This is a genomic window from Tessaracoccus flavus, assembly GCF_001997295.1.
Classification (GTDB): Bacteria; Actinomycetota; Actinomycetes; order Propionibacteriales; family Propionibacteriaceae; genus Arachnia; species Arachnia flava.
In genome coordinates, this window is the sequence record NZ_CP019605.1 from 2,909,142 (window position 1) to 2,936,079 (window position 26,938).

The window sequence follows — 26,938 nt, forward strand, 5'->3', positions numbered from 1 at the left end:
GAAGACACACACCCAGTGAACATGTGGTCAGGTCCCTGACGGGTCACACCACGGCCCGGGTACTAACACCCAAACCCTGCCAGCCAGCCCCGGGCCAGCCAAGACCAACACTTACAGGTCCCTGAGCTTGTCGATCTCGGTCCCTGAGCTTGTCGAAGGGTTACGGCCCGAGGCTTTGTCACCGCCCTCGCGCAGGGGCGGCGTCACGCTGCCAGGCCGCTACCCTTCGACAAGCTCAGGGATCAGACGGTACGCCGACGCCGCCTCTCACGCTTGAGGATGCCGGACGGCCAGCTGCTCACCGGACCAACCAGCGTGATCAGCGACGGCACCAGCAGCGCGCGGACAACGAAGACGTCGATGAGGATTCCCACCCCGAGCAGGAAGCCGAGTTCGCGGAACGGGCCCAGCGGGACCAGGGCGAGCAGCCCGAAGCTGGCGGCCAGGGCCAGGCCGGCTGACGTGATCGCCCGGGTTGACTCCGGGGTGGCGACCATGAGCGCCTCCTTGAGCGGCCGGGTGCGCGCCTCCTGCCAGATGTGTCCGACGGCGAAGATGTTGTAGTCCGAGCCCAGCGACAGCAGAAGCACCGACCCAGCGAAGGGGACGTAGAAGGTGAGGTCGTCCTGGCCGAGGAAGTCCTGGAAGAACAGCACCGCCAGCCCCAGTGTCGCGACGAGCGACAGCACGTTGGAGGCCAGCAGGTACAGGGGCGCCACCAGCGCCCGCAGGAAGATGACCAGGAGCAGCAGGTTGACGGCGAGAGCGACCAACCCGATCCGGAGCAGGTCGTTGGTGGTGTCGGCGATGATGCCCGACGCGAGGGCGGTGTCCCCGCCGACGTAGGTGGTGACCTCACCGAGGTTTGCATCGACAGCGAGCTGAGGAAGGGCCGCCTGGACGCGCTCGAGCGTTTCGATCGCCGTCGACTCGAGCGGTGTGCTGTCGAGGACCATGAGGAATCGGACGGCGTCGCCCGACTCGGTCGTGAAGGCCCCGACGTCATCGGCGGCGCGGAGGTCGCCCGGACCGATCACGCCGGCCACGCCCGGCTGAGACTTGAGCGCCTCGCCGAAGTCGGCGACCTCGTCGGCCTTCTCCCCCACCCCGGGGGCCTCCAGCACGATCTCCGTCGGGGAGATGATGCCCGGAGCGAAGCCCTCGCTGGCCGCCTCCGCGGCCCGCTGCGCGCTCGTGGCAGCCGGGAGGGACTGGACGAACCCGAGGCCGAGGTCCAGGTGGCGCGCCTGGTAGGCGCCAAGGCCCAGGCCGGCCACGGTCAGGAGCACGATGACGAACGCGGAACCGCGGTTCGCCACCGCCCTCAGCAGGAGGGACGGCCGCTCGCGCACCTTCGCTGGCTCCACCGCAGTGGTCCGCGGCCAGAACACAGCTCGACCGGTGATCGCGACCAGGGCCGGCACGAGGGTCATCGCGACGACCAGTCCGGTCAGGACGGTGAGCGCGAGCGCGGGACCGAACCCACTGAACAGCGGGGACTCTGCCACCAACAACGAGGCTGTGCCCGCCGCGACCGTGACGCCGGCGACGGTGACGATCGGCGTCGTGGAGGCCGTGGCCAGGCGTGCCGCCTCGAGCCGGTCGTGCCCTTCCCGCAGCCGGGTGCGGAGCCCCGCGAAGTAGAAGATGCAGTAGTCGGTGACGATGCCCAGCAGCAGCGCGACGATCAGCGGCCGGAGGTCGGCCGGGATCGAGACGTTCATCACCGTGGCGGCCCAGCCCGAGACCCCCAGCGTGACGAAGACCGCTGCCCCCACGGAGATCAGCGTCAGCGCCGGCGCCACCAGCGACCCGAAGGTCAGCGCCACGATCGTCAGCACCGCGATGATGGTCACCACCTCGACGATGTGGACGTAGGAGTTCAGCACCAGCCCCTGCGCCGCGCGCGCCGGGATCGACCCGGTAACGCCCACGTAGGCGTCGGAGGCGTCCGTGAGCTGCCGCTCCGCGAACTCCTCGACCACCGCGGTCTGCTCGAAGAAGTTGAGCGTGGGCTCAGCGAAAACGTAGGTGATGACGGTGGTGTTCGTCTCCGCCGCCTCCGGGAAGGCCCCCTCGGCGTTGGGCACCGGGATGGCACCCAGGAGTTCGGTGTCGTGCTTGCCCTGGTTGATGGCGATGCCACGCATGACGGCCTCCGCCTGCACCAGCGGGGGCAGGGCCTCAGGATTGCGCTGCACGATCGCCGCTCTGCTGAGCAGGGGGAAGCCGAAGAGTTCCAGCGACCGCTGCTCTGCGGCGAAGCTCGAGTCGTTAGCCCCGAGCGCCTCGATGTCGTTGGCCGTGCCCTGCATGGGCGGCAGGAACAGCATCGCGGCGGTGGCCGCGGCAACCCATCCGACGACGATGACCCAGCGCAGCGCGACCGTCACGCGGGCGTAGCCGTACCAGAGCTTGGCCATGAACCCGCGGCGCGGCTCCACCTCGGGCGGGGCGGGTGCGTCGGTCATGACGTGGGGCTGGGGCTGGGGCTGGGCTCGGCTGAGGCGGAGCCTTCCGTCTGCGGGGCCTTGCCGGCCTGCGCGAGGCATTCCTCGGAGGCGCCGTCGGCCTTCTCACGTTCCTCCTGGAGGCGGTCGAGCGTCTCCTGCAGAATGAGCGCGTCCTGCTCCTCGGCGCCCCTGGCGAGGTCTTCGACGCCCTGGTCGACGACGATGTTGTACTCCGCCGCGCGGATGCACGCCTCGGAGACGTCGCCGGAGCTCGTCGTCGTGGGGTCCGCCGTCGGGGACGCCGACGGGGTCGGGCTTTCGCTGATGACCGACTGTGCCTTGAGTGGGGTCGCCCATCCGATGCCGAGCAGGAAGACGCCGGCGGCTGCGGCCAACGCGATCCCTGCCAGGAGCCCGATGAGGAGCATCACCCCACCGCTCAATGAACTGCCGCCACGGCGTGGGGCGCTCCGGTGCTCGCCAACTGACATCGGTCCTCCTGGGTGATGTGGCCGCCCGCTCGGCATCAAAACCCCTAGCGGTACTGCGATGCTAGTGGCCCACCACCCTCCCCGTGACGCTGTACCATTTGTTTAGCCACGCAACGAACTGGAGTGTCATGGAAGCCACGTTGAGAATCGACCCCGCGTTCACGGTGGGCCCGGTGCGACGCCGCACCTTCGGGTCGTTCGTCGAGCACTTGGGGCGCTGCGTCTACACCGGCATCTACGAACCGGGTCACCCCACCGCCGATGAGCAGGGGTTCCGCGGGGATGTGCTGGATCTGGTCCGCGAGATGGGTGTGTCCACCGTGCGCTACCCGGGCGGCAACTTCGTCTCGGGGTACCGCTGGGAGGACGGCATCGGACCGGTCGAGAGCCGACCCAAGCGGCTCGACCTGGCCTGGCACAGCCTCGAACCGAACGAGGTCGGGACGGACGAGTTCATGGCGTGGGCGAAGAAGGCCGGCGTCGAACCCATGATGGCCATCAATCTCGGCACCCGAGGGGTCCTCGAGGCCCTCGACATCGTCGAATACTGCAACGTGCCCGCCGGGTCGGACTGGGCAGAGCGTAGGCGGACCAACGGAGCCGACGACCCCTACCGGGTGAAGATGTGGTGCCTGGGCAACGAGATGGACGGCCCCTGGCAGATGGGTCACAAGACCCCCGCCGAATACGGGCGCATCGCCACCGAGGCTGCCCGCGCCATGCGCATGATCGATCCGGACCTCGAGTTGGTGGCCTGCGGGTCCTCGGGTCGCGGGATGGAGACCTTCGGCGAGTGGGAGCGCGTCGTGCTGACGGAGGCCTACGACCAGATCGACATGATCTCCGCCCACGCCTACTACTGGGAGAAGGACTCCGGACTGCAGGAGTTCCTGGTCAGCGCTGAGGACATGGATCGCTTCATCGATCAGGTGGGAGCCACCATCGACGCGGTGGCGGCAGCCAGGAAGACCGACAAGAAGATAGGCATCTCGTTCGACGAGTGGAACGTCTGGTACATCGACCGGGACCCCTCCAAGCCGCCGACGGGCGACGACTGGCCCATCGCGCCACGCCTCCTCGAGGACAACTACTCCGTCGCCGACGCCGTCGTGGTCGGCAACCTCCTCATCTCGCTCCTGCGCCACACCGACCGAGTGTGGTCGGCAAGCCAGGCGCAGCTGGTCAACGTCATCGCGCCGATCATGGCCGAGCCGGGCGGCCCGGTGTGGAAGCAGACCACCTTCCATCCCTTCGCGCTCACGTCCGCCAACGCACGTGGCGACGTGGTGCGGGTCCTGGTTGACGGACCCACCATCGAGACGGGTCAGTTCGGCGACGTCCAGGCTCTCGACGCCGTCGCGACGTGGGCCGACGACGGCGCTGCCGTGTTCGTCGTCAACCGACACGCGACGGAGGCTATGCAGACCGAGATCGAACTGCCGGCCGGATGTTCGCTCGTGCAGGCCCTCACGCTGCACCACGAGGACCACACCTGGAAGGCGAGTGCCGACGACGACTCGAGCGTGGGCGTCGAGCCGAACGAGACGGCGAGGCTGGACGACCGGATTCTCTCTGTGACCTTGCCCCCCATCTCCTGGACGATGATCACGCTCGCTACCCGGTGAATCGGTGGGGCCGGATTTCCCCTGCTCTGCACGCTGTGGAAACCTCCGCTCCGAATTTCACCCTGAAGATTTGACGTGCCAGGGATCTATAGAGCGCGGAAGGACGAATCTTCAGGGTGAAGTGTGCCACCAGCGTGCACGCGCCGTCAGCGGCGCACCCGTCACGCCAACAACCAGGCCACCTCGTTGACCAGCAGTTGCCTGCGGGACTCCGATTCGTAGGACCGTTCGTCATGGCCCAACCCGTCGAAGATCACCCGGTGGCCCACTGCCCATCCCATCACCTCAGGACGGCCCTCCAGTTCGTGCTGAACCAGCGGCGTCACGCCGTCGTCGATGACGAGCCCGGAGTACTTCTCATCGAACACCTCGATGGTCCGCAACCCCTCCCACACCGGATGCTCGCCGGCGCCGGGCGCCGGGGCGAAGGTCGCGTCCGAGATGTCTGGGTGCCAGGAGTCAGCCCCCCAGTGTCCACCGACGGCCGAGCGCCACTCGGGCAGTTGCCCGAACGCCCCATTGGAGGTGTGGATGCTCAACACCCGGCCGCCATCGATCAGGTACCGCTTCAACGCCTCGAGGTCGTCCATGAGGGAATCCGACGGCGCCTCACCGTCAGCGATCCCACCCCCGGCGTTCGCCACGAACAGGTCGAACGAGGCGACGTCGAGCAGGGCGCCCGGGACGGTTTCCCGGACGTGGACCTCGTGACCAGCATCGCGCAGCACGTCGGCGATCAGCGGTGAGGTCCTCTCGAACGGATGCCACGGGTCAGCGTAGGGCCCCACCCCGCTGGCTATCAGAATTCGCGCCATCATCACTCCTCTTTGTTTGACCACACCACAATATCCCCGGGCCGCCGGTTGGATCCGCCTGCGCCACCGCCCACTGGCACGGAAGGCGCTGGCTCGGACGAGTAACCTCGTCTGCGTGACCGATCTCTCCGACCCCCTCGTCTTCTCCCACGGCCCCGCGTGGCGCAACCGACTCGCACTGGCCCCGCTGACGAACAAGCAGTCCCACCCCGACGGCACCCTGTCGGACGACGAGATCCGCTGGCTACTCGCCCGCGGGAGACACGGCTTCGGCATGACGATGACGGCCGCGGCCTACGTCGCACCGGCCGGCAAGGCTTGGCAGGGGCAGCTGGGGATCAGCGAGGACGCCCACCTCCCCGGCCTCACCAGGCTGGCTGATGGCCTCCGCGACGCCGGATCCGCCTCGATCGTCCAACTCCACCACGGCGGCACGCAGGCCAACCCCTCTGTTTCGGGTGAGGAACTCGTCGGGCCCTCCGCCGACCCCGAACGCGGCGCCCGGGCGCTGACCACCGACGAGGTGCGGCGCACCGTCGACGACTTCGCAGCCGCCGCCGCACGCGCTGAGCGGGCCGGCTTCGACGGGGTCCAACTCCACGGTGCGCATGGCTATCTTCTCTGCGAGTTCCTGAGCTCCCGCAACGTCCGCGACGACGGTTACGGGGGTGACCTGGAGGGCAAGGCGCGCATCATCCGCGAATCGATCGCCGCGGTCCGCGAGGCAACGTCATCCGACTTCCACGTGGCGCTGCGGATCTCCACAGAACGACTGGGTCTCGACACCGATGAGATGGCCGAGCTCAGTGCCCAACTCATGGCCGAGGGCGGCCTCGACCACCTCGAACTGTCGCTCTGGGACGTCACGAAACTCCCCGAGGGCGCAGAGCCCGGGGCTCCGTCGTTGCTGAGCCATTTCATCGACCTCCCGCGCGGCTCGACGCGTCTGGGCATCGCCGGCAAGGTGGGCAGCGGACCCGCGGCTGTCGCGGCGCTGGCTACGGGCGTCGATTTCGTCACCATCGGCCGGGCGGCTATCGCCGACCAGCGGATCGCGGAGCGGACTCTGGCGGACCCCGACTACCCAGGGCCGGCCTTCCCTGTGACGAAGGACGTCCTGCGCGACAACTGCGTAGGAGAGGCGTTCGTCGATTACTTCTCGGCCGGGTGGCCGCAGCTGGTCGCGGGTTGATCGACTGGGCGTGGAGTCTGTCTGGTGTCCCTGGACGGAACATGACCACGAGGAGACAACGACTCCCCAGTCAGTGTCGTCTGACTAGGGAGTTCGGCTGTGGAGCCTTGGGGACTCGAACCCCTGTCTAAACGCCCCAGCCCGCGGTTCGGAGCTGGGCGAACGGTCGGGCCGTGACCAACTGGAGCGCTGCTTTGAGGTCTGCGATCCCGGCAGGGCCACGCAGGTCAGCCGCTGCTGAACGTTCGTCGTCCTGCCCGTTCGGCGAAACGATCAAGCGCCGAGAGCAGGTCTGGGACGGTCCAGACCCTGACGCCACCGATCGGCTTCTCGACACGTATCACCCCGTTCTCGGCCAGGCGGTCAAGGATCCGGTAAACGCTGGGCACCGGTACTCCGAGGTCGGCCACCATCTCGGCGGTGAGCGCCGGCTCGGCCGAACACAGATCCGCAACCTTCATCAGGTTCGCAGTACGCCGGTCAGCCGTAGCCAGAATCCGGCCGCGAAGATCGTTGATGTCAGACCGCAGGATGTTCGCATTCTCGATGGCCCGACGACTGGCCTCGACGAAGGCCTCGACGATCGGCGCAAGGTGTCCGCCCCGGTACGCGGTCAGCGCCGCGAAGTACTCCCCCGTGTCCGCCAGGAGACCCGACGAGATCGGCACCGTCATCCGAGGAGACACCCCACGATGCCGAAGAATCGACGACACGAGAGCCCGGCCGGTTCGCCCGTTGCCATCTGTGAACGGATGAATGGTCTCGAACTGGGCGTGCGCGATCGCGGCCTGCACCATGGGCTGCAGATCGGTACGGCGCGCGAACGAACACAGGTCGTCGATCGCCGGCTCTACCTGGCCATGCGGGGGCGCCACGAATGTGGCGGTCACTGGAGACCGGCCGCCGACCCACACGGTCTGGTCGCGGAACCTGCCGGCATTGGCTGGGTCGTCCCCGCCGTTGAGTCGCTCATGCATGGCCCGAATCGTGTTCGGGCTGATCCTGTCGGCCAGCTCGACGGCTGCCCGCATCGCGTCGGTGTTCGCCGCAATCATCACGGCGTTGGCTCCGGTCCTGCCACCCAGGGACGCCAGGGCGACCGCCCGCGCTCCGGCGGTCAGGTTCTCGATCTGCGAACTCGAGGCGGACTCGGTGCGCAGCAGGACCGACGCGAACGGGACGCCCCAGGACGCCGATTCGGCGTCGAACGCCCGGATGTCTGCACAGACCTGGTCCGCATCGCCCGCCAGCGCCGGATCCACCCGCGGTTCAAGGTCGCCGATAACCGCGGGGAGCGAAAACCGGAAGGCGCCCCGGTTCAAGGCACGCTGGCGCCTGCTGGCAGCCGGATCGTCGGCGTGCCACGTCGCCTCGATGTATCCAACGCCCGGCCAGGCTTCCCGGTTCTTCATCTGCTCCGCGTCCTCCTAATGAGAGAATCATAGTCAGGATTCTCATTAGCTCCCCTGTTGAGAAAATAGCGGCGTCCACTCTCATTAGCAACTCGCTGAACAGGACCAACGTCGACCGGTCACGGCGGCGCTCGGCGCCCAGCGGACCTTGCGGCCATGCCACACCTCGTCGTCGGTGATGCTCCTCACGTCACGCTCGGCACCCCAGTGGGGGCATGATGCGCAGCCGCCAATCCTGTTCGTAGGCCGTCGCCGTGGACAGAGCCAGCGGCACTAGAGTCCAGGGTCAAACATGCAAACTCCCTAGTCAAAGTCGTTTGACTAGGGAGTTCAGCTGTGGGGCATAGGGGACTCGAACCCCTGTCTAAACGCGTTTGACTAGGAGTTCATCGTACGTTGGGCATCGCCGTGCTACGAACGTGCCGCCAGCCAACCGATTCGACGACATCGTCCCACAGAAGGCGGCTGGTCTCGGCGGCCCGGGCCGGCTCGAAGATGCGGGGCCAGTTGCGCTCGTGACCGGTCTCGGCTGCCCACCTGTTCAAACCGTCGCGCGTCCTTCACCGTCGGTCCTGACCCGGCCCCATGGTCCGCGGGTCCACCGCGGCCCAGAGCCCGGACGTCTCGGCGCGGGTCGGTGGCCCCGAGCAGGCCGCGCGTCCACTCGATGGACTCCTCCGTTGGCTGGTCTGCAACGACACAGACCTTATCCAGAACCCTGGCGGGTCGGCGTTGCCGGGCCTACGCGTCGGCGTGGTCGTCGTGCAGCCAGCGCTCTCACTTCTCGCTCGTACTCCTCGCGCAGCCTCCAGATCCGCTCGACGTCGGCGCCGATCGCCTGCCCTCCAGCCTGAACCTCATCGGCGACCCCGCGCATCGCGACCCTCGAGGAGCCAGCAGACCGCGCACGGCGGTGTCAGGCCATCATGCGGCTCGCGCTCATGCCGATGGGCGGTCGTTGGGCGGAGCCTCGATGAGCGGTCCACAAGACGCTACTCGGCGGTGCCCGTGTCCCAGAGTTCTTGCACAACCGGACGGTTGGCGGCTTATAAATTGCCGAGTGTCGCCTTTTGGGCGACGCGAAATCTACTTGGCTCTATCAAAGGAGGACGAATCATGGCGGTCACGGCCATCGACATCCGGGTCGAAGACGTTGAAGGAGCTACGCGATTGCTCTCCGAAGCGTACGGATGGCGCGTCCTGACGGACGACGCGAACTTCGGGGAGGTTGACGCTGGAGGGGTGAGAATCATGTTGTCCCGCGAAGCCATGGTGCCCTGGGGGGTTACCGACGGAATAATCCTGCACCACTCAGTCGAGGATGTTGTCGAGGCGGCACGTGTCGCGGAGAAGGCTGGAGCCCAACTTCTCGACGGTCCTCTGCGCACGGACTGGGGAACCGAAACGGCGTACCTACGAGGCCCCGGCAACGTCATCGTCAGCGTTTTCCGTGACATCTGACAGCCTGAAGCCGGAGATCACGGTCCACACGCAACCTGAGGTGTCGGCCTTGGCCGAACTCGTATGGCCCACGTACAGAGAGGCCTTCGGCGGCTTCCCCAACATGCAATCCTTTCAATCAGAACTGTTGGGCAGGCACGCCGCCCGGGAAGGGTTCCGCTTGGTGACCGCGAGCGTGGCAGGGGAAGTGGTGGGCTTCAGTTGGGGCTACATCGGTCATCGGGGGCAGTTCTGGACAGAGCTTGTGAGCGAGGCTTTGCCCCACGACGTCGTCGAGGAGTGGGTGGGTGGACACTTCGAGTTCGCCGAGATGGCTGTGAGCCCATCATTCCGCCGGCGCGGGCTGGGCGCGTTCCTGCACGATCACCTGTTGACCGACGTGGGGCGGCGGTGCCTGCTAAGCACGGTCGACGACCCGAACGACCCTGCTGTCCGCCTCTATCGGAGGGCCGGTTGGCAGCGGCTTGGAGTGCTCAAGTCCGGCACCCAGGTGATGGGTCGGCATGCAGAGACACCCCTGCTCACGCTGGTGCGTCAGGACCCGACCTGAGCGTCCGCTCTTGCCGCCGTCGTGATGTCCGTGGCGGATCGACAAAGCGCCAGTTGAACACCTGACGCGCGATACTGTCACGGTCATGATCACGTGGTTCGCCTACGAGTACTGCACCGACATTGCTGCTACCCGCGACTTCTACCACGACCTCGTGGGACTGGAGCTGATTTGGGATGAGCCCGATGACATCGCGTTCGTCCATGGCTGCGTGCAAATTTCCTTCCAGAGGGCCATCTCGCTCGAGCGCCCGAACGGTTGGGCTTTCCAACCCGGCTGGAGTCAGGGCCAACTCCCGGGCGCACCCGAGACAGAACAGGTGAGATCCATCTCCGTCGCGCTGTCGCCCATCGACTTCCAGAAGGCCGTGGACCGGCTCAAGAAAGCCGGAGTCGAGACGCTGCGAACTGAGCCCTTTTGGGTGGGCTACTGGTCCTTCGTCATCCTGGACCCGGACGGGCGAACAGTGGAACTGACCGACCCGAAATCACCGAGGACGTGATCGGGTCTTCCGTTCGGGGTTCCAAACGCACGCTCTTGCCGCACTGAGCGTGGCCGCACGCTACTGTCGCGTTGGCAGATGCGGGGGCACCTACCATCAGAGCCACGGGTTGTTCGAAGGTGCAGGCGCTACGGCGAACTGCCCCTCATCGAGGTCGATGGTTGGGGAACCGGCAACCACCAGGCAGGCCCGCTCCCACGGACGTTGCTCGGCAAGAAACCGCACTTCATGTGCCATCCACTCGTGCCAGAACGCGATCGTCTGCTCGCGATCACCGTTCACACCCTCGGCCATGTCGCGAGCGATCCCCCGCCGCTCGGCCTCCTGAAAGTCCGACTGCACCCAGATCGAGGCATCAACGAAGTGCTCGAACTCGCGTTGGCTTGCGCCGACGCCCTCGATGACGACCAAGTCCGCCTCCGCGGCAACCTCGATCACGCCTTCGCGTCCATGCAGCCCCCACGCCGGCGGCTGAAACCGCACACCCTCCCCACGGTGCAGTGTCACCAGGATCTCGTCGCGCAGCAGATGCCCCCAGGCGAAGAACGGCTCATGCCAGGCCAGGTCATCCGTGTGGACGACCGCAGAACGGGCGACGGCCCGCTTCAGCTCAGCAGCCAGCGTCGACTTACCTGAGGCTCCCCTGCCGTCCACGGCAACGATCTGCGGCCGACCCAGCGGCTGCCCGGCCACCTGTAAAACGTGATTGACCAGCTCGGCAGTGTCGAGGGCCCGCCAAGGCCCCGCAGCGGGTTCACCCTCGAGCAAGGTCATGGTCATGACCCCATTCTGCTGCCGACAGCAGCCATGCTCGCTCATGCCGCGCTGGAGACAGTGCTGCCAGCGAGTCCGTGGGTCCGGGAAGCAGGCTAAGCTGCGCCGTCTGGAGCGTCGCTTGACGGCCGAAGCCGCTCGCGGGCGGTGTTGAATTCGGTGATGAACTCGCCCCTTGTGTTCCCTAGAGGGAAGGCGATGCCGCTGTCGTGGAGCAGGGTGAGCCCGGCGGCCCGAATCGGGCCTTGCAGAAGGGGGTACAGGTCCTTCTTGACCACGATGACCCCGTCAGGGTTCAGCTCAGAGGCGCGCTGCACGCAGTCGTTGACATACTCTGCACGCCTCCTGCGGAGGTGCGCCTGACTGGCGTTCACAGGATGGGGCACAAGATCGATCAGGTAGAAGCCGTCCTGGTGAAGGCGTTCGAGCCACGGGCGCTTCCCTCGCTGGGCCAGGTCGTGGCTGGTGACCCCGTACATCGCCGCCACTACTCCGCGAAAGAGATTGTCGGGGCCGAGTCGTTCCGAGTAGAAGAATCGCCGCTTGCTTGGATCGCCACCATCGTCAGGGGCGGACTCGGCGATGAGTAGAAGCCTCACATGGCTCGGTTTCCAGACTTCACGAAGCTGCGAGTACCACGGGTTTTCGGTCACAGCGTCACGCTACCCCCGGCTCAGCCGTGGGGAGGTCTTCCTTGTATCCGCTCATGCCGCTTCGCGTGCGTCGCGACCCCCTCGATGGTCACTTGCCGAAGTACTCCTGCAACCGGCGGTGTCGATGCCTGAAGAAGGCATCTACCACGCGCTCCAAGAGGGCGGCGAGGCCCGGGATCGGCAGGCGCGGTCGAAAGGTCACGCGGTCGTGCACCCGCGTACCTCCTGCGACCGGCGTTAACGTCCGCTCGTGCTCCCAACACCGCATGCTCAACATCGTGGACCGCTCCAGGAACCGCCGGCCCGACTCGAGCTCGACAATAGTCAGGCGGTCGAAGTCGAAAGGGATGAGGCCGAACAGCCGGAGCCAGGCGCGGCCGACGGGTTGTCCAAGGGGGATGTCCTCGACTGACAGCCCGGCCGCTCCGGGTGGCATGCTCATCGTCATCCAGGGCCGCATCTCGAAGTTGATGCCGTCCGGATTCACGGCTCGATCCCACACATCGGACGCGGCAGCCGGGACGTTGACGTGATTCTCGACAGTCCTCGTCGTCACCCCACACTCCCTTGCTTTCCCGGGCCGTTGCTTCACCTTGCCACACGCCATGACGCGCGCGGCCGTCCGGATCTGCCGCAGGCTTCGCGGTCGAACGTGCCGAGAAGCAGGCCTGGGCGACTCGGATCACGCACGAGCGTCCGCCGCACTGTCATGCGTGGCTGACGGGCCCGGCGCTAGAGGCACACCGTGACGCCGGGGGTAGCAGGCAGAAGCCCGCCACTCAACACATCAGCGGGAGAATGTGGTCCTTGATAAGCGTTCTCGATGCAGGTGTGTCGGAAACCCTGGTCAAGGTTTGGCGGTACGACGACGGAAGCGTGACGGGTGCTGATCGAAAGTCGCGCACCCAATCCACACCGACCCGGTGTCCGTCGGTTGCAGGCTCTGTCACGACTCCGATGGCTTTGACGAGCATCGTGGCGAAGTCGTTGTTCATCTGCTTCGCGACGAGCACGTCGCCGGGCTCCATGAGGGATGGCCGACATGGTCCGCGCCAAGGTGGTCTCCGGCGAGTGCGCCTCCGAGAGCGAGGTCATCCGCGACGGCCTACGGGCCTTGGCGGCACGCGACCGAGCGGTCGATGCCTGGCTTCTGGAGCAGGTTGCCCCAGCCTACGACAGGATGCTGGCAGACCCGGACGGTGCGCTGTCCGTGGGAGAGGTCCGTGCGCGGCTCGTGTCCCTGCGCGGCCAGTGACCTACGCGGTCCGGTACGCCGGAGGCGGCCGATCAACTCGAGGCGCTGTACCGGTACCTTGCTTCGTCAGCGTCACCGCCAGTCGGTGCCGAGTACGTGGAGGCCATCGTGGCCCAATGCGAGGGCCTCGAGGTCTTCCCGCACCGAGGAACAATGCGGAACGACATCCGTCCTGGGCTTCGGACCTCCAGCTACAAGAAGCGTGCGGTGATCGCTACCTTCGTCGATGACGAGGCCGAGCAGACCACCATCCTCGACGTCTTCCACGGGGGCCATGACTACGACACGATCCTGAGCGGATTCGACCACGCGTGAGTCTCTGCCCAGAGGACCCCGGTGGAACGCTTAGCCGGGGAACTGGTACCAGGCCCAGACACCGTCATGCCAACCGAGGAACCTGTGCCAGAGGTTGGACCACACCCAGAGCTGGCCGCGGTCCTCGCAGAGGCGACGGCTCGTCGACGAGGCAGGAATGGCCTCCCCCGAGGCGCCTCCGTCCGCCTGATCGGCGACGACCGGCAGCTGTCCGCCATCGGCGCCGGCGGCGTGCTGCGCGACCTGCGCCGCGTGCACGGCGCCGTCGAACTCGACGAGGTGCTGCGCTTCGTCAACAACGGCGAGAAAGCCGCCTCCCTCGCCCTCCGGCAGGGGGACCCCACCGCGCTGGGCTGGTACCTCGACCATGACCGCATCCACGCGGGCAGCTCCGACACGGCGCTGGACGGCGCGCTTCAAGCCTGGAAAGCCGACACCGACCACGGCCCTAACTCGCTGATGCTGGCCAGCACCCGTCTGGACGTCGCGGAACTCAACCGCCGTGCCCGCCAGGTGCTCGCGGGCAAGGACGGCCTCGGCGTGCGGTTGTCCGACGGGAACCTGGCAGGCGTCGGCGATGTGATCGTCACCAGGCGCAACGATCGACGCCTCCGGACCTCCACCACTGGCTTCGTCATGAACGGCGACCGCTGGATCGTCCAGGCGGTGAACCGCAACGGCGGGCTCCTGGTTCGGCACCGCACCACCGGCCACCGTGCGTGGCTACCCGCGGCCTACGTCGTCGACCACACGGAACTGGGCTACGCCACCACCATCCATACCGCCCAGGGCTCGACGGTCGACACCGCCCACACCGTCCTCAGCGGCACGGAGACCCGCCAACTTCTCTACGTCGCCATGACCCGAGGGCGGCAGGCGAACCACAGCTACGTCACCACCGTCGGGCACGGTGACCCACACTCCGCCTTCACGCCCGAGACGTTGCGCCCTCGTGATTCGACGACGGGAGTCGACTGTGTGGCCTGAGCTGTTTTCGGTGTTCGGTGTGGGGGTCCAGTCCTATGGACTCAGCAAGGCGCTCGCGCTCCTGGTGGGCGCGTACCTTCTGGGCCGTTCTTTCCAGCGGTCGGCTACGACAAAGAGGTGGGTCAGTCGATCGCGCTGTGGGCCACTCTCTGGGGCTTCGTCGGCGCCAAGGTGTACTTCCTCATCGCCAGTTTCCAGCACCTGTCCTGGCACATGCTCGGCGGTTCCGGCTTCGTCTGGTACGGCGGCCTGATCGGCGGGACGATCGCGGTGGTCGTCATGACCCGGCGACACCAGCTGTCGCTGCCGAAGGTCGCCGGGGCGATGGCGGCACCGTTGTCGGCGGCCTACGGCATCGGCCGGATCGGCTGTTTCCTTGCCGGCGACGGCACCTACGGCAAACCTACGGACCTCCCGTGGGGGATGGCCTTCCCCAACGGCGCGGTCCCGGTCGACGTCCCGGTCCACCCCGCCCAGCTGTATGAGGCGGTCGGGGCGTTCTTGATCGCGGGCATCTTGTGGGCGTTGGGACGCCGCGTCGGCCCGCTCACCGTGTTCGGCGCCTACCTCGTCCTGAGTGGAGCGGCGAGGCTTATTGTCGAGATCGTCCGGATCAACAACCCCATCCTGCTTGGCTTCACCGAGGCGCAAGTGTTCGGCATCGTCAGCATCCTCGTCGGCACCGCTTTGATCGTTCGGGAGGCCAGGCACGGGCACACCCCACCGCACGAGGAGCCGGCGCAGGCCGCGCCCGACGAGCCTGTCGTCGCCGCGTCCACGACACCCCGGGCTTGACGCGCCGCCGATCCTTGACGGAAGCCGGGTCAAGGCTTCACCGAATCTATACCTGCCGGCGGGAAAGTGGTCGTGGTGGCTCTCGTGCCGCCGATGACCAAAAGGAGACCCCACATGACCCCCACGAAGAGGATCGCCGCCCTCGTCGCAGCGGCTGCCGCACTGCTCGCAGTGACCGCTGTGCCGGCGGGCGCCGGGGAGCCCAGCGGGCGCCACTTCGCCGAGCACGTCCGGATGCACGCCTCCGAGACGGGCTTCAGCGGCACCCACAACCCTGGCGTCATGCATCAGGGGTTCGCGGGCTGGGACGCCCACCACAACAGCTAGGACACACCCATGATGGTCGAAACCTCCGGGGAAGTGATGGCTCCGGCTGAGCCCGCAGGTGGTGGCGCGCGCAGTCTCCTCGGCACGATCTGGGCTGGGGCCCGCGCCGCCGTCGGCGCGCTCATGGGGCTCGCCCCCCACGTGATGCACCACATCGGCTTCCTGGCCGGTGCCGCGATCCTCACAGGGTTCCTGGGCAACGCGGTGTTGTACGTGGCGGGGTTGCTGTTGAGCATTCCCCTCCTCCGTCGCCTCCGCCGACGCTTCGGGACCTGGAAGGCGCCCGCGATCGGTGTCGTGATCTTCTCGGTGTTGTTCGCCTTCTCGACGTTCGTCCTCGGCCCCCTGTTCAACCCTGACCCCGGGAGCGGGGAGGAGCCTGACGCCCCGGCGCCTTCAGCGACGCCAGCAGCGGAGGAACACGACGGTCACCACGAGTGATCAGCCGTTTCGGGCACTCCAACACAAGCGAACCGCACCCCCGGCGAATGGCTGGGGGTGCGGTTCCACGTTGCCCGAGCTACCGAGCGATCGGGGATCCGTCAGTGCTCGTCGTGGCCGGCTCCGGTCGCGGTAGCGTATTCCGGCACGGTGATCTCGACGGTGCCCGGCCCGGGGGCCGGCGGCAGCGGGCTGTAGCTGATCCCGTTGGGCTTGTCGCCCACGGTCACCGTCGCCATGGTGGCCTTCGCGGTGAGGTCGATGACCGAGACCGTGTCGTCGTAGAGGTTGGTGACCCAGGCTCGCTGCCCGGTGGGCTCGATGACGACACCGTGCGGCCCGGACCCGGCTTGCACGGTGGACTCGACGGTCATGGACTCGGGGTCGATCATGGTCACGGTGGTGCCGGGAGTGCCGTCGGTACCTTGGTCCGCCGAGAGCAGCCGCGCCCCGTCGGCGGTGAGGTAAAGCTGCACCGGGGGGGCCGGGACCGCAACCGATCCGATGACCTGTTGTTCCGCGAGGTCGACCTTCACCACCGAGCTGGACCCGATGAGGGTCACGTAGACATATCTTCCGTCGGCGCTGACCGCCACCTGAGGTGGCGAGTCGCCCACGGGGATACTGGCGGCCACCGCGTTCGTAGCAGTATCGACGACGTCGATCGCGCCGGCCGTGGTGTTGGCGACGACCACGGTTGACCCGTCGGGACTGGCCCGCAGCCCGTGCGGGCCGGCGCTCAGGTCGATGGTGGCACGCAACTCGAGCGAGTCCGCCTCGTAGATGCTCATTGTGTCGTCGCCGGCGTTGGTGACATACACAGTCTCGCCGTCCGGTGTGACGATCACGTGTGCGGGACTCGTGCCGGTGGGTGCCGTCCCCCGCAGTTCGTAGGTCTCCGCATCCAGGGCCACGAGTGCGTTGTTGTGTCCGCTGACGGCCCAAACGGTGCTGCCATCGGGGCTCACCTGCACGTTGTGCGGGCTCTCGATTCCTGTCACGGTCGTGACGACCTCGCCGGTGGCGGCGTCCAGCGCGCTGAGCGAGTCCCCGTCCTCGTTGGCAACCCATACGGTGCCGTCGACGGACGCGATCTCCGGCGTCGACCCCGAGGCGGTTGCATCCTCAGTCGCCACGGTTGCGCCATCGTCGGTCGCCACTCGCCCCGGTGTTGTCGTGCCGGGGTTCGGGTCGGTGCCCTCGCCTTGGCCGCAGGCGCTCAACGCCAGGGCCACAGTGGCGAGGACGGTGAGGGTCGCTGGTCTGCGCCAGCTCCGTTTGGTGGTGCGAATCACTGACTTTCTCCTTGTTCTTCGTGAAAAGTCCCGCGATCACTGTGCACGCACCGGATCTGGCCCGGGTGCGGATTCGGTGAAGATCTCGTCAAGATCCTGGCATGTCCCTACCCACGGAACCTTGACCGTTCCTGAACTTTCCAGGCTTGGATCAGGACGATACCCAGGGGAGTATTGACTCATGACCGCTTTGAACCGCCGCCACCTGCTCCTCGGCGCCACGGGTATCGCCGGGGCGGGACTCCTGTCCGCCTGCACGAGCCCCTTGAACAAGCCCGGCACTCCAGCGCCCGGCTCCGGTGCCTCTCGCTCGTACCCGGCCCCTTCGCTCGCTCCGGCGCCGGGGCGTTCCGTCGTACAGCAGACGTTGGCGCCGCGGCCGGTCACGCTCGACCTCGGCGGCCTGACGGCGAAGACTTGGGCGTACGACGATTCGAGCATGGGTGTGCTGCGCGGTACGGCTGGAGACCTGTTCAGGATCACGGTCGACAACCAGTTGCCCGCATCGACCAGCGTGCACTGGCACGGCGTCCGGCTGCACCACGCCGCCGACGGTGTGCCGGGGGTGACGCAGGACCCCATCGAGCCCGGCACGAGCTTCACCTACGAGTTCGTGGCACCGGACCCCGGGACATTCTTCTTCCATCCGCACTCCGGCGTTCAACTCGACCGTGCCCTGTATGCACCCCTGATCATCGACGACCCCGACGAACCGGGGGCCTATGACGACGAGTGGATCGTGGTCCTCGACGATTGGACCGACGGCGTGGGCCGGGGCCCGGACGAGATCTTCGAGGAGTTCGCCGCGGAGAACGGCGCGGTCTCGATGGGCATGGGCCACGGGAACATGCGCGACATGGGGCACGGGGCATCCTCGCCCCTGGGGGATGCCGGGGACGTGGAATACCCGCACTACCTCATCAACGGACGCGTACCTGAAGCCCCCGCAACCTTCGAAGCCAAGCCGGGACAGCGCATCCGCATCAGGATCATCAACGCCGCCTCGGACACCATCTTCAAGCTGGCGTTGGGGGGCCACACCATGACCGTCACACATTCCGACGGATTCCCCGTCGAACCCGTCGATACCGCAGCCCTGTACATCGCAATGGGAGAGCGCTACGACGTGACGGTCACCCTGCGCGACGGGACCTTCCCGCTCGCGGCACGGCCCGAGGGCAAGACCGGGACCGCCCGCGCAGTCGTTCGGACGGCCTCGGGCGACGCGCCCTCGACGGATGCCCCAGTCCCGGAACTCGACGGCGACGCCCTGCTCGGTACGCAACTACGCGCCGCAGCGCAGGCGCGCCTGCCCGACGGCGAGCCCGACGACACCTTCGACGTGGAACTCAACGGTCAGATGGACCCCTACGGCTGGGGCATCAACGGCCGCAAGTTCGGCGACCACGAGCCACTCGACGTGAGTCCCGACCGGCGCGTCCGGATGCGAATGACCAACATGACCATGATGGCCCACCCCATGCACATCCACGGCCACACCTGGGGACTCCCGGGCAGCGGAGGCCTCCGCAAGGACACCGTGCTCCTGACCCCCATGCAGACCATCGAACTCGACCTCATCACCGACAACCCCGGCGAGTGGATGCTGCACTGCCACAACATCTACCACGCGGAAGTCGGGATGATGACGACGATGCGCTACGCCTGACGATCGATCAACCGCGCATCTCCGCGGCCCGTAGTAGGCAGGAATGGTGAATCAGAAGCCCGTGAGCGTAAGAGCTCGCGCAGAGGGATCAGTCGTCACTGGGGAGCCGGGCTTGATGCCCACGTGACTGGAGCAGAGAATCGATCATGGCAGCACCCGACTTGTCCGGCTCAAGTTCGGGCACTTGGTACAGGTTAGCCATTGCCGCCGTTGTGTGACCAAAGCGGCGTTGCACCTCACGGTCAGTCATGCCTGCTTGCTTTGTGAGAGTGGCAGCGGTTGCCCGGAGATTGTGCAGAGTGAGCGTCGGACGGCCGATCTGCCTGGCAGCGCGCCGGTGCGCTGCTGCCAGCACCGTCTCGTTCATGATCTTGCCTGTACGGCGGGCCGGGAAGAGCAGTTCGTCGGGTGCGAAAGTGTGGTTCTGGACCCAAGGCCGGAGGTAGTCCAGCACTGCGGCGGGTAGGTAGATGACGCGCTTCCCGGCCGGAGTCTTGGTGTCTGTGTAGTCGCGCTTGTACTCGCCCTCGGCCACCTGTTCCCGTCGGATGGCCCCGGCGACTCGGATGAAGCCCTGTTCCACGTCGAGATCGCGCCGACGCAGGCCACGTACCTCCCCAGATCGGAGGCCACCCACTGCCAGGGCTGGGCGGTAATATTCCTCCACCGCTTCGAGGTACGGCCCAATATCGCTTGCGCTGAGCGCCTCAGCTGCCCCCTTGGCTCGTGGTTTGCCGGCTCCGACGATGCGGCACGGGTTGGCCGCGATCAGCTCGTCGTTGACGGCGTCGTTCATGAGGTGCTTGAGGAGATCGTAGGCCTTCCCGTTCATGGTCGGTGTGTCCGGGAGAGCCTCGTGCCACTTGCGCACGATCGCGGCAGTGACGAGTGTGAGGGGTGTGTCCCCGAGCCAGCCGTCGATCCGGAGACGCAGGCACCGTCGGTAGTCCTCGACGGTGCTGCCGACGATGGGCGACCTCGATCGGGTGGACCATGCCAGGATGCGCTGCTCGGCCCACTCGGCCACGGTGAGCGCTGCAGAGTCCTGTCGGCGCTGACGTACCTCCGGCGGGGTCCAGCCGTCTTGATCGATGAGGCGCTGCTCGGACGCCTGCCAATACCTCGCGTCCTGCAGGTGGGTGAAGGTCTTGGAATACCGCTTCCCGTCGGGGCCGAGGTAGCGAACCCGGTAGTTCCCGCTCGGAAGGAGCAGGATTCCGAGCGGAAGTCTGCGGGGTGCACGCGCCATGTTCGGGCTCCCTCCCCCGGTTTTCCGGGTCCAATCCGTGTCCAATTTGGGGCCAATGGGTACCCATTATGGCCTATTTCGTGACCAATTTGGGGCCACAGAGTGGTGCACGGTGGCGGAGGGTGGCGCAGCGTGGCGGAGTCGGAATCCCGTCTCACTACGTGTTTTGCATCCGTTTTGGCTTGTGCCAGGCGGTTCTCGGGTTGTGGAGCATAGGGGACTCGAACCCCTAACTTCCACCTTGCAAAGGTGGCACTCTACCAATTGAGTTAATGCCCCGAGACTCGAAGAAGTATAGGGGAGAGTCGACGAGACGTCACACTGCTCCAGGGGTCCCGGCTCCGGCTGAGCCGGGACCCGCCGTCGCGAGCCTCAGTAGCGGAAGATCGCGCGCACCTCTGGCGCCTGATCGTCCTCCACGACGCGCACCGTTCCGCCGTTGCGGAGAGTATCGGCAATGACAGGGTCGGTCTCGTCCTGCACCACGTCGGCCTGGCCATCCGGTCGCGACACCCGCGCCCGCAGCAGCAGCGACTCGACGCGACCCTCCGCTGCGGCGCGTCCGACGAGCGTGAGGTCGTCGGACGCCTTGCCGGTGCCCTTGAGCGCGCCGAAGCGTTCGATCAGCTCCGTCTCGTCCGCGGTGAGAACCTTCTCGGCCAGCGGCCAGGCCTGCGCGTGCAACTCCTCGGGGCTCAACCGCTCCGGGTTGCCCTGCACGAAATCCTCCAGGAGGTGCTTGTGCTTGCTCACCGATCGATACAGCGACTGATTTCCCTCGGCCGTGGCCAGCACGATCGGATGCACGACGGTGCGGTCGATCACTTTGCCCACCGCGTCGGCGACACGCCTGAAGAACCGCTCGACGTTGATCTCCTCGGCGTTGTCGTCGCCGCCGTGGCCATGGAAGTTCGCCTGGTCGCCGCCCCTCGACTGCGGCGAGTGCTGCAGATGGGTCTGGTGGTCGCGGTCCGTGAAGACCTCCTCGGCCGAGGCGGGGGTGTCCTCACCGAGGTCCAGCTCACCGATCGTCGACTGGGTCGCCTCGAACAGGCGCACAGCGTTGGGGCTGAGCGCCAACACGTAGAAGGAGTTGGTCTGGGCCAGCAGCATGGCCAGGGGCCGCAGCCGCGGAGCGTCCCCCACCGCCACCTCGTCGGGCAGTTCGATGGGGAGCCGGAAGACGCGAAGCAGCCCGGGGGCCGCGTAGACGGCCAGCCCGTCGGACTGGTTGCGCCAGAAGTCACGGTTATCGACCAGCAGTGCACGGGCTGGTTCGAGCAGTTCGTCCGCCCGGTCCCCGTGGCCGGCCTCGCCCAACGCTCGCTCCGCGAGCTTCAGGAGGTTCTGGTACTGCGGCAGTGCCGCCATTGTCTCTCGACCCGTGCGGTGGGTCGGAAGGAAGATCGACACCCACGGCCCCTCGTGGTTGAGCGCTTCCTCGACGAAAGACGAGTCGAGGACGTCGGTGTTGGGGATGGTTTTCATGGTCACGGTATCCCTCCTCTGTTCCCCGTCGCGGGGAACGATGTGGCTGTCAGCGTCGTGCCCACCACAGTAACCACACCGACGAAGAGCCGCGGAGGAATCGTGAGGTCGAAAAGCCCAGGTACAAAAGCTGAGGCCGCCCGGGAACGTGGGCGGCCTCAGCGTCTGGGGGGAATCAGCCGACGATGTCCTCGGCCTTCATGCGCTCCGCGGAGGCCGCCTCGTCGGTGGTCTGCTCCTCGGCCGCGAGTTCCGCCGCGATCCGGGCGCGGTAGTTCTCCTTCTCCTTGGCGACGCGGGCCTCGTCCCAGCCGAGCGCCTTGGCCGCGATCTCGGCCACCTCGTCGACGGCCGCGCCACCGCGGTCGCGGGACTCGGAGTTCAGCCGGACGCGGGCGATGAAGATGTCCTCCAGGTGGAGGGCACCCTCGACGGTGCACGCACGGTGCACCTCAGCGCGCAGGAACTGCGGCGCGGCGGCCAGCGGCTTGCCGAGGCTCTCGTCCTCGTCGATCGACTCGAGCAGTTCACCGAGCTCCGACCCGTAGCGGGACAGCAGGTGCTTCATCCGGTCGGCGTCGAAGCCGTACTGGGCGCCCAGCCGCTCGGCCTGGTTGCGCATCGCTTCGAGGCCGGGTGCGCCCAGCAGCGGCAGGTCGGCCGTGATGGACGGCTTGGCCTTGGCCAGCTGCTCGCCCAGGGCGAAGTCGACGGCGTCCTCGGCCATCACGCGGTAGGTGGTGTACTTGCCACCGGCGATGGCGACCATGCCGGGCGCCACTTCGGTGACGGTGTGCTCGCGGGAGACCTTCGTCGACTTCGACTCGTCGAGCACCTTCGGCTGCAGCAGGGGCCGCAGACCCGCGTAGGTGCCGATGATGTCGTCGCGGGTCAGGGGCTTGGCCAGCACCTCGTTGGCGTGGGCGAGCACGTAGTCGATGTCGGCGCTGGTGGGCACCGGGTGCTTGAGCTGCTCGTGCCAGGCGGTGTCGGTGGTACCGATCACCCAGTAGTGCTGCCACGGGATGATGAAGAGCACCGACTTCTCGGTGCGCAGGAACATGCCCGACTTCGCCTTGATCCGGTCACGCGGAATGACGATGTGGATGCCCTTGCTGGCCAGCACCTTCAGGCCGCCGGTGCCGCCGGCCATGTCCTGTGTCTCCTCGGTCCACACGCCGGTGGCGTTGATGATGCGCTTGGCGTTGATGCGCAGCTCCTCGCCGGTCTCGAGGTCGGTGGCGCGAACGCCGTCGACGCGGCCGTTGCTGCCCTTGGTGACCTCGGTCACCCGCACACGGCTCGCGGCTTCCGCCCCGTACTGCAGCGCGGTCCGGACGAGCGCGATGACCATGCGGGCGTCGTCGACGCGGGCGTCGTAGAACTCGATCGCGCCGATGAGGGCGTCGGGCTTGACGTCGGGGAAGCGGCGCATGGCGCCCTTCTTCGAGAGGTGCCGCTGGATCGGGACGGTCTTCTTGCCGCCCGCGCCGGCCACCGCGAGCACGTCGTAGAGACCGACGCCGACCGCGGAGTAGGCGCGCTCGATGACGCGCTGCTTGAGCGGCCACAGGAACGGCTGGGCCTCGACGAGGTGGGGGGCGATCTTCGTGAGCAGACGTCCGCGCTCGGTGAGAGCTTCGGCCACCAGCTTGAAGTCGAGGTTGTAGAGGTACCGGAGCCCTCCGTGGATGAGGCGCGACGAGCGCGACGACGTGCCGGCGGCCCAGTCCTGGGCCTCGATGACCGCGGTCCGGAGGCCGCGCGAGGCGGCGTCCAAGGCGATCCCCGCACCGGTGACACCGCCACCGATCACCAGTACGTCGAACGTCTCGGTCGACATCGCGGAGAGAGAGTTGCTGCGTTGTTCAGGCGTCAAGGCCGTATGGGTCATGGGGATGCTCCTTCGCTGTCCTGCCCCTAGCGTCGCCCGCCTGCACGCTTTACGCAATCGCCCTGCACGTTCGTGCAGGGACAGCCTAGGATGACTGGCGAGAGTGCAAGTGAAGGGGCTGCCCATGGATCGAGCCAGCGACGACCTGCTCACGGTGGCGCGGATGTATTACGTCCAGTCCGAAACCATGGACGCGATCGCGCACCACCTCGGGGTGTCCCGCTCGACGGTGTCGCGGCTCCTCAAGGAAGCCCGCGAACGTGGCCTGGTTCGCGTCAGCATCGTCGATCCCGACCGCCCCATGAACCGGATGGCCGAGCTGTTCTCCAAGCACTTCAACGTCACTGCGCACCTCGTCCACGTTCGCCCCGGGGCCAGTTCGATCTTCCGCCTCGATCAGGTGGCCCGGATGGCCGCCGGCATCCTCAGCGACACCGTCGAGGACGGCGACACCGTCGGGGTGGCCTGGGGGACGACGACGTCGGCCGTCGCAACCCACCTGCGCCCGAGGGATCTCACCGGTGTCACGGTGATAGGCCTCAATGGCGGCGCCAACCACCAGACGACGGGGCTCCCCTACGTCGGCAGCATCCTCCACCGCTTCGCGACAGCCTTCCGCGGGCAGGAGCAGTTGCTGGCGCTCCCCGCCTTCTTCGACGACCCCGCCACCCGCGAGGCCATGTGGCGCGAACAGAGCACCCGCCACATCCTCACCGTCCGGGCCAACTGCAACGTCGCCATTTTCGGCGTCGGCGGGCTCAACTCCGAGCTCCAGAGCCACGTCTACGCGTCGAACTACCTGGGCGCCGACGACCTGAAGCACTTGCGCGAGCAGAACGTCGTCGGGGATGTGTGCACGGTGATGCTCCGCGAGGACGGCAGCTACCGGGATCTGGCGATCAACAAGCGCGCCACGGGGATGACGCCGGCCGAACTGCAGCGCATCCCGAGGCGCATCTGCGTCGTCAGCGGGCTGTCGAAGGCTTCGCCCGTCCTGGGGGCCCTCCGGGCGCGGGTGGCGACTGATCTCGTCATCGACGAGGAGACCGCGCGCGCAGTGCTCAACCTCATGAAGCCAGGCATCAGGCTGAATTGAGGGGTGCGCCCCGCGGCCCTTGCGCTGGATCGGGTGGGCTGGCTTAGGCTTCACTCCATGTCCGACCAGATCGTTACCGAGGTTGCCGGCTCTACCGCCCGCGTCACCCTGAACCGACCCGAGGTCATCAACGCCCTCACCGAACCCATGCTGACCGAGATGCATGAGGCTCTCGTCCGCTGGGGCGACGACGACGCCATCACTGCCGTCGAGTTCCTGGGGGCTGGCCATCGCGGCTTCTGCGCCGGCGCCGACGTCCGGGCGTTGGCCGCGTCCGTCGGGTCCGACCCCTCGTGGCTGCGGTTCCTGGAGACCGAGTACGCCCTCAACATCCTGATCGCGGACTACCCCAAGCCGATCACCACGCACCTGCGCGGAGTGACGATGGGCGGCGGCATGGGGCTGGGCTGTCACGCGGCCCGGCGCATCGTGTACGCCGACACGGTGATGGCGATGCCCGAGACCAAGATCGGCTTCTTCCCCGACGTCGGCATCATGCACCAACTCTCCCGCGCCGGCGCCGTCGGGCGCCACATCGCGCTCACATCGGCCACCTTCACCGGCGGCGACGCCATCCGGCTCGGGCTCGCCGACGAATCCGCCGACGGCGACCTTCCCGCCCCCCTGTTCGACGACTCGGCGGCCTGGATCGAGGAGTGTTACGCCTCCGACGACCCCGTCGAGATCGCCCGGGCCCTGGAGAGTCACCCCGACGAGGCGGCCCGCGAGGCCGGCAGGGCCCTCCGCGCCCGCTCCCCTTCGCGGTGCACGTCACGCTGAGGGCGCTCATCCGTGCCCAATCCCTGACCCTGAGCGAGGTGCTCTACCAGGACCTGCGGCTCGCGGAGTCGGTCATCCCCGTCGACTTCGTCGAGGGGGTCCGCGCCCTGCTCGTCGACAAGGACAACTCCCCGAAGTGGACCCACGAGAACCTCGAGGCCGTCCCCCTCGACCTCGTCAATGCCGCCTTCGCCTACTGACCGACTGTTGTGCTTCCGTTCGCCCTGAAGAAACGACGTGCCGTGCCTCATACGGCGCTCGAGGGACGTTTTCTCAGGGCGAATCAACATCCTGCGCCCCCTTCCGTACGGGGAGACGGGTTCGGATTGGGCGGCTGGGACGCAGCGCCTAGGATTGAGCGCGAACAACTGCCTCTCTAGGAAGCCGCATGTCTGCTGACACCATCCACGACGTCATCATCGTCGGGTCCGGCCCCGCCGGCTACACCGCCGCCATCTACGCGGCGCGCGCCAACCTCAAGCCCCTCGTCTTCGAGGGCGCCTTCGATTCGGGCGGCGCACTGATGAACACCACCGAGGTGGAGAACTACCCCGGCTTCCCCGAGGGCATCCAGGGCCCCGACCTCATGACTGCCATGCGCTCCCAGGCCGAGCGGTTCGGCGCCAGCCTCATCACCGACGACGTGACCGCGCTCGACCTGACCGGCGAGATCAAGGTCGTCAAGGACTCCGAGGACGTCGAATACCGCGGCCGCTCGGTCATCCTCGCCATGGGCTCGGCCTACCGCAAGCTCGGCCTCCCGGACGAGGACCGGCTCTCCGGCCGCGGCGTGTCCTACTGCGCCACCTGCGACGGCGCGTTCTTCCGCGACAAGCCCATCGCCGTCGTCGGCGGCGGTGACTCCGCCATGGAAGAGGCCACCTTCCTCTCCCGCTTCGGCTCGAAGGTCGTCGTCGTGCACCGCCGCGACGAGCTGCGCGCCTCCAAGATCATGGCCGAGCGCGCCATGAACGACCCGAAGATCGAGTTCGCCTGGAACTCCGCCGTCAGCGGGATCAACGGCGCGAACAGCGTGGAGTCGATCACCCTGACCGACACTGTCACCGGCGAGACGCGCGACGTCGAGATCAACGGCCTCTTCGTCGCCATCGGGCATGACCCCCGCTCCGACCTGGTCAAGGATGAGGTGCACCTCGACGCCAACGGCTACGTCCTCGTCGAGGGACGAACCACCGCCACCAACCTGCCCGGCGTCTTCGCCTGCGGCGACCTCGTCGACCACAACTACCGCCAGGCCATCACCGCCGCCGGCAGCGGCTGCTCGGCGGCCCTCGACGCGGAGCGCTTCCTCGCCTCCCTCGACGACTGATCGCGCGGCGTTCCGGCGACAATCCCACCGGAACGCCTCAGCCGTCGCACACTAGACTCACCAGCTCCCCCGGAGAAAGAAGAGGCACC

Annotated in this window: 28 protein-coding genes and 1 tRNA gene; 16 read left to right on the forward strand and 13 right to left on the reverse strand. The window is 67.2% G+C overall.

From position 1 onward, the window contains the following. Window positions 1-242: 242 nt before the first annotated feature. Both RPIT_RS13295 and RPIT_RS13300 read right to left on the reverse strand, forming a co-directional pair. Window positions 243-2,471, reverse strand: a complete 2,229-nt coding sequence (locus tag RPIT_RS13295; protein ID WP_162274566.1) for an MMPL family transporter — start codon at window positions 2,469-2,471, stop codon at window positions 243-245. Beyond that, on the reverse strand, window positions 2,468-2,944 hold the full coding sequence (locus tag RPIT_RS13300) for a hypothetical protein (RefSeq protein WP_143028215.1): 477 nt from the start codon (window positions 2,942-2,944) through the stop codon (window positions 2,468-2,470). Before RPIT_RS13300 ends, RPIT_RS13295 begins: the two co-directional genes overlap by 4 nt. Before the next feature lie 140 nt (window positions 2,945-3,084). On the opposite strand from RPIT_RS13300, the gene arfA reads away from it, so the two are divergent. Then, complete coding sequence (arfA, locus tag RPIT_RS13305; RefSeq protein ID WP_335755107.1) at window positions 3,085-4,569, forward strand: arabinosylfuranosidase ArfA; 1,485 nt, start codon at window positions 3,085-3,087, stop codon at window positions 4,567-4,569. A 161-nt stretch (window positions 4,570-4,730) separates the two neighbouring features. Here arfA and RPIT_RS13310 read toward each other — a convergent pair whose 3' ends face one another. Then, complete coding sequence (locus RPIT_RS13310) at window positions 4,731-5,384, reverse strand: ThuA domain-containing protein (RefSeq protein WP_162274567.1); 654 nt, start codon at window positions 5,382-5,384, stop codon at window positions 4,731-4,733. A 115-nt stretch (window positions 5,385-5,499) separates the two neighbouring features. Between RPIT_RS13310 and RPIT_RS13315 the strand changes: the two genes are divergently transcribed. After that, a complete protein-coding gene (locus tag RPIT_RS13315) occupies window positions 5,500-6,576 on the forward strand; it encodes an NADH:flavin oxidoreductase (RefSeq protein WP_077343892.1) in 1,077 nt (358 codons plus the stop codon). 227 nt (window positions 6,577-6,803) lie between these two features. Here the strand turns inward: RPIT_RS13315 and RPIT_RS16000 are convergent, their stop codons facing one another. Beyond that, window positions 6,804-7,988 (reverse strand): Fic family protein, encoded by a 1,185-nt coding sequence (locus tag RPIT_RS16000; RefSeq protein WP_077343893.1) that lies wholly within the window; start codon window positions 7,986-7,988, stop codon window positions 6,804-6,806. A gap of 1,116 nt (window positions 7,989-9,104) precedes the next feature. Between RPIT_RS16000 and RPIT_RS15260 the strand changes: the two genes are divergently transcribed. The 3 genes from RPIT_RS15260 (at window position 9,105) to RPIT_RS13330 (ending at window position 10,501) form a co-directional block, all read left to right on the forward strand. Next, window positions 9,105-9,449, forward strand: coding sequence for a VOC family protein (locus tag RPIT_RS15260; RefSeq protein ID WP_040282698.1), 345 nt, complete (start codon window positions 9,105-9,107; stop codon window positions 9,447-9,449). After that, complete coding sequence (locus RPIT_RS13325) at window positions 9,439-9,999, forward strand: GNAT family N-acetyltransferase (protein WP_162274568.1); 561 nt, start codon at window positions 9,439-9,441, stop codon at window positions 9,997-9,999. The genes RPIT_RS15260 and RPIT_RS13325 overlap by 11 nt, the downstream gene beginning before the upstream one ends. Window positions 10,000-10,084: 85 nt before the next feature. Beyond that, on the forward strand, window positions 10,085-10,501 hold the full coding sequence (locus RPIT_RS13330) for a VOC family protein (RefSeq protein WP_040282701.1): 417 nt from the start codon (window positions 10,085-10,087) through the stop codon (window positions 10,499-10,501). Between the two features lie 96 nt (window positions 10,502-10,597). Here the strand turns inward: RPIT_RS13330 and RPIT_RS13335 are convergent, their stop codons facing one another. The 4 genes from RPIT_RS13335 to RPIT_RS13350 form a co-directional block, all read right to left on the reverse strand. Then, complete coding sequence (locus RPIT_RS13335) at window positions 10,598-11,281, reverse strand: uridine kinase family protein (RefSeq protein ID WP_197971685.1); 684 nt, start codon at window positions 11,279-11,281, stop codon at window positions 10,598-10,600. A gap of 89 nt (window positions 11,282-11,370) precedes the next feature. After that, window positions 11,371-11,928 (reverse strand): hypothetical protein, encoded by a 558-nt coding sequence (locus RPIT_RS13340; protein WP_157633355.1) that lies wholly within the window; start codon window positions 11,926-11,928, stop codon window positions 11,371-11,373. 88 nt (window positions 11,929-12,016) lie between these two features. After that, window positions 12,017-12,484 carry an SRPBCC family protein gene (locus RPIT_RS13345; protein WP_077343896.1) on the reverse strand — a complete coding sequence of 156 codons (468 nt, stop codon included), beginning with the start codon at window positions 12,482-12,484 and terminating at the stop codon, window positions 12,017-12,019. Between the two features lie 223 nt (window positions 12,485-12,707). After that, on the reverse strand, window positions 12,708-12,956 hold the full coding sequence (locus RPIT_RS13350; RefSeq protein WP_077343897.1) for a hypothetical protein: 249 nt from the start codon (window positions 12,954-12,956) through the stop codon (window positions 12,708-12,710). Window positions 12,957-12,970: 14 nt separating this feature from the next. Between RPIT_RS13350 and RPIT_RS13355 the strand changes: the two genes are divergently transcribed. The 6 genes from RPIT_RS13355 to RPIT_RS13380 all read left to right on the forward strand — a co-directional run bounded on the left by RPIT_RS13355 (window position 12,971) and on the right by RPIT_RS13380 (window position 16,048). After that, window positions 12,971-13,183 carry a ribbon-helix-helix domain-containing protein gene (locus tag RPIT_RS13355; RefSeq protein WP_218121640.1) on the forward strand — a complete coding sequence of 71 codons (213 nt, stop codon included), beginning with the start codon at window positions 12,971-12,973 and terminating at the stop codon, window positions 13,181-13,183. A 45-nt stretch (window positions 13,184-13,228) separates the two neighbouring features. Then, window positions 13,229-13,498 carry a type II toxin-antitoxin system RelE/ParE family toxin gene (locus RPIT_RS13360; protein ID WP_077343899.1) on the forward strand — a complete coding sequence of 90 codons (270 nt, stop codon included), beginning with the start codon at window positions 13,229-13,231 and terminating at the stop codon, window positions 13,496-13,498. 84 nt (window positions 13,499-13,582) lie between these two features. Next, the gene (locus RPIT_RS13365; protein ID WP_162274569.1) at window positions 13,583-14,485 is read left to right on the forward strand and encodes an ATP-dependent DNA helicase; all 903 of its coding nucleotides are present in this window, start codon (window positions 13,583-13,585) and stop codon (window positions 14,483-14,485) included. A 117-nt stretch (window positions 14,486-14,602) separates the two neighbouring features. Continuing rightward, window positions 14,603-15,280, forward strand: coding sequence for a prolipoprotein diacylglyceryl transferase (locus RPIT_RS13370; RefSeq protein ID WP_218121639.1), 678 nt, complete (start codon window positions 14,603-14,605; stop codon window positions 15,278-15,280). Window positions 15,281-15,394: 114 nt separating this feature from the next. Further along, entirely contained in the window at window positions 15,395-15,607 is a 213-nt protein-coding gene (locus RPIT_RS13375) for a hypothetical protein (RefSeq protein ID WP_076061689.1), read from the forward strand. A gap of 9 nt (window positions 15,608-15,616) precedes the next feature. Continuing rightward, window positions 15,617-16,048: a hypothetical protein gene (locus RPIT_RS13380; protein ID WP_028705558.1), complete on the forward strand. Its 432-nt coding sequence runs from the start codon at window positions 15,617-15,619 to the stop codon at window positions 16,046-16,048. Window positions 16,049-16,149: 101 nt separating this feature from the next. Here RPIT_RS13380 and RPIT_RS13385 read toward each other — a convergent pair whose 3' ends face one another. Then, window positions 16,150-17,343, reverse strand: a complete 1,194-nt coding sequence (locus tag RPIT_RS13385) for a YVTN family beta-propeller repeat protein (protein WP_218121638.1) — start codon at window positions 17,341-17,343, stop codon at window positions 16,150-16,152. Between the two features lie 181 nt (window positions 17,344-17,524). Between RPIT_RS13385 and RPIT_RS13390 the strand changes: the two genes are divergently transcribed. Continuing rightward, window positions 17,525-19,012: a multicopper oxidase family protein gene (locus RPIT_RS13390; protein ID WP_077343901.1), complete on the forward strand. Its 1,488-nt coding sequence runs from the start codon at window positions 17,525-17,527 to the stop codon at window positions 19,010-19,012. An 88-nt stretch (window positions 19,013-19,100) separates the two neighbouring features. Here RPIT_RS13390 and RPIT_RS13395 read toward each other — a convergent pair whose 3' ends face one another. The 4 genes from RPIT_RS13395 to RPIT_RS13410 form a co-directional block, all read right to left on the reverse strand. Further along, the gene (locus tag RPIT_RS13395) at window positions 19,101-20,261 is read right to left on the reverse strand and encodes a site-specific integrase (RefSeq protein ID WP_077343902.1); all 1,161 of its coding nucleotides are present in this window, start codon (window positions 20,259-20,261) and stop codon (window positions 19,101-19,103) included. 206 nt (window positions 20,262-20,467) lie between these two features. After that, window positions 20,468-20,540, reverse strand: a tRNA-Ala gene (locus RPIT_RS13400). A gap of 93 nt (window positions 20,541-20,633) precedes the next feature. Beyond that, window positions 20,634-21,749, reverse strand: a complete 1,116-nt coding sequence (locus RPIT_RS13405) for a baeRF3 domain-containing protein (RefSeq protein WP_226996418.1) — start codon at window positions 21,747-21,749, stop codon at window positions 20,634-20,636. A 175-nt stretch (window positions 21,750-21,924) separates the two neighbouring features. Continuing rightward, window positions 21,925-23,643, reverse strand: a complete 1,719-nt coding sequence (locus RPIT_RS13410) for a glycerol-3-phosphate dehydrogenase/oxidase (protein WP_077343904.1) — start codon at window positions 23,641-23,643, stop codon at window positions 21,925-21,927. 124 nt (window positions 23,644-23,767) lie between these two features. Between RPIT_RS13410 and RPIT_RS13415 the strand changes: the two genes are divergently transcribed. From RPIT_RS13415 to trxB, 4 genes are all read left to right on the forward strand, one after another. After that, entirely contained in the window at window positions 23,768-24,739 is a 972-nt protein-coding gene (locus RPIT_RS13415) for a sugar-binding transcriptional regulator (protein WP_077343905.1), read from the forward strand. A 57-nt stretch (window positions 24,740-24,796) separates the two neighbouring features. Then, on the forward strand, window positions 24,797-25,519 hold the full coding sequence (locus RPIT_RS13420) for an enoyl-CoA hydratase/isomerase family protein (RefSeq protein ID WP_077343906.1): 723 nt from the start codon (window positions 24,797-24,799) through the stop codon (window positions 25,517-25,519). Further along, window positions 25,504-25,719 carry an enoyl-CoA hydratase/isomerase family protein gene (locus tag RPIT_RS15265; RefSeq protein WP_162274570.1) on the forward strand — a complete coding sequence of 72 codons (216 nt, stop codon included), beginning with the start codon at window positions 25,504-25,506 and terminating at the stop codon, window positions 25,717-25,719. Before RPIT_RS13420 ends, RPIT_RS15265 begins: the two co-directional genes overlap by 16 nt. Before the next feature lie 188 nt (window positions 25,720-25,907). Further along, entirely contained in the window at window positions 25,908-26,849 is a 942-nt protein-coding gene (gene trxB / locus RPIT_RS13430; RefSeq protein WP_077343907.1) for a thioredoxin-disulfide reductase, read from the forward strand. Window positions 26,850-26,938: the final 89 nt, after the last annotated feature.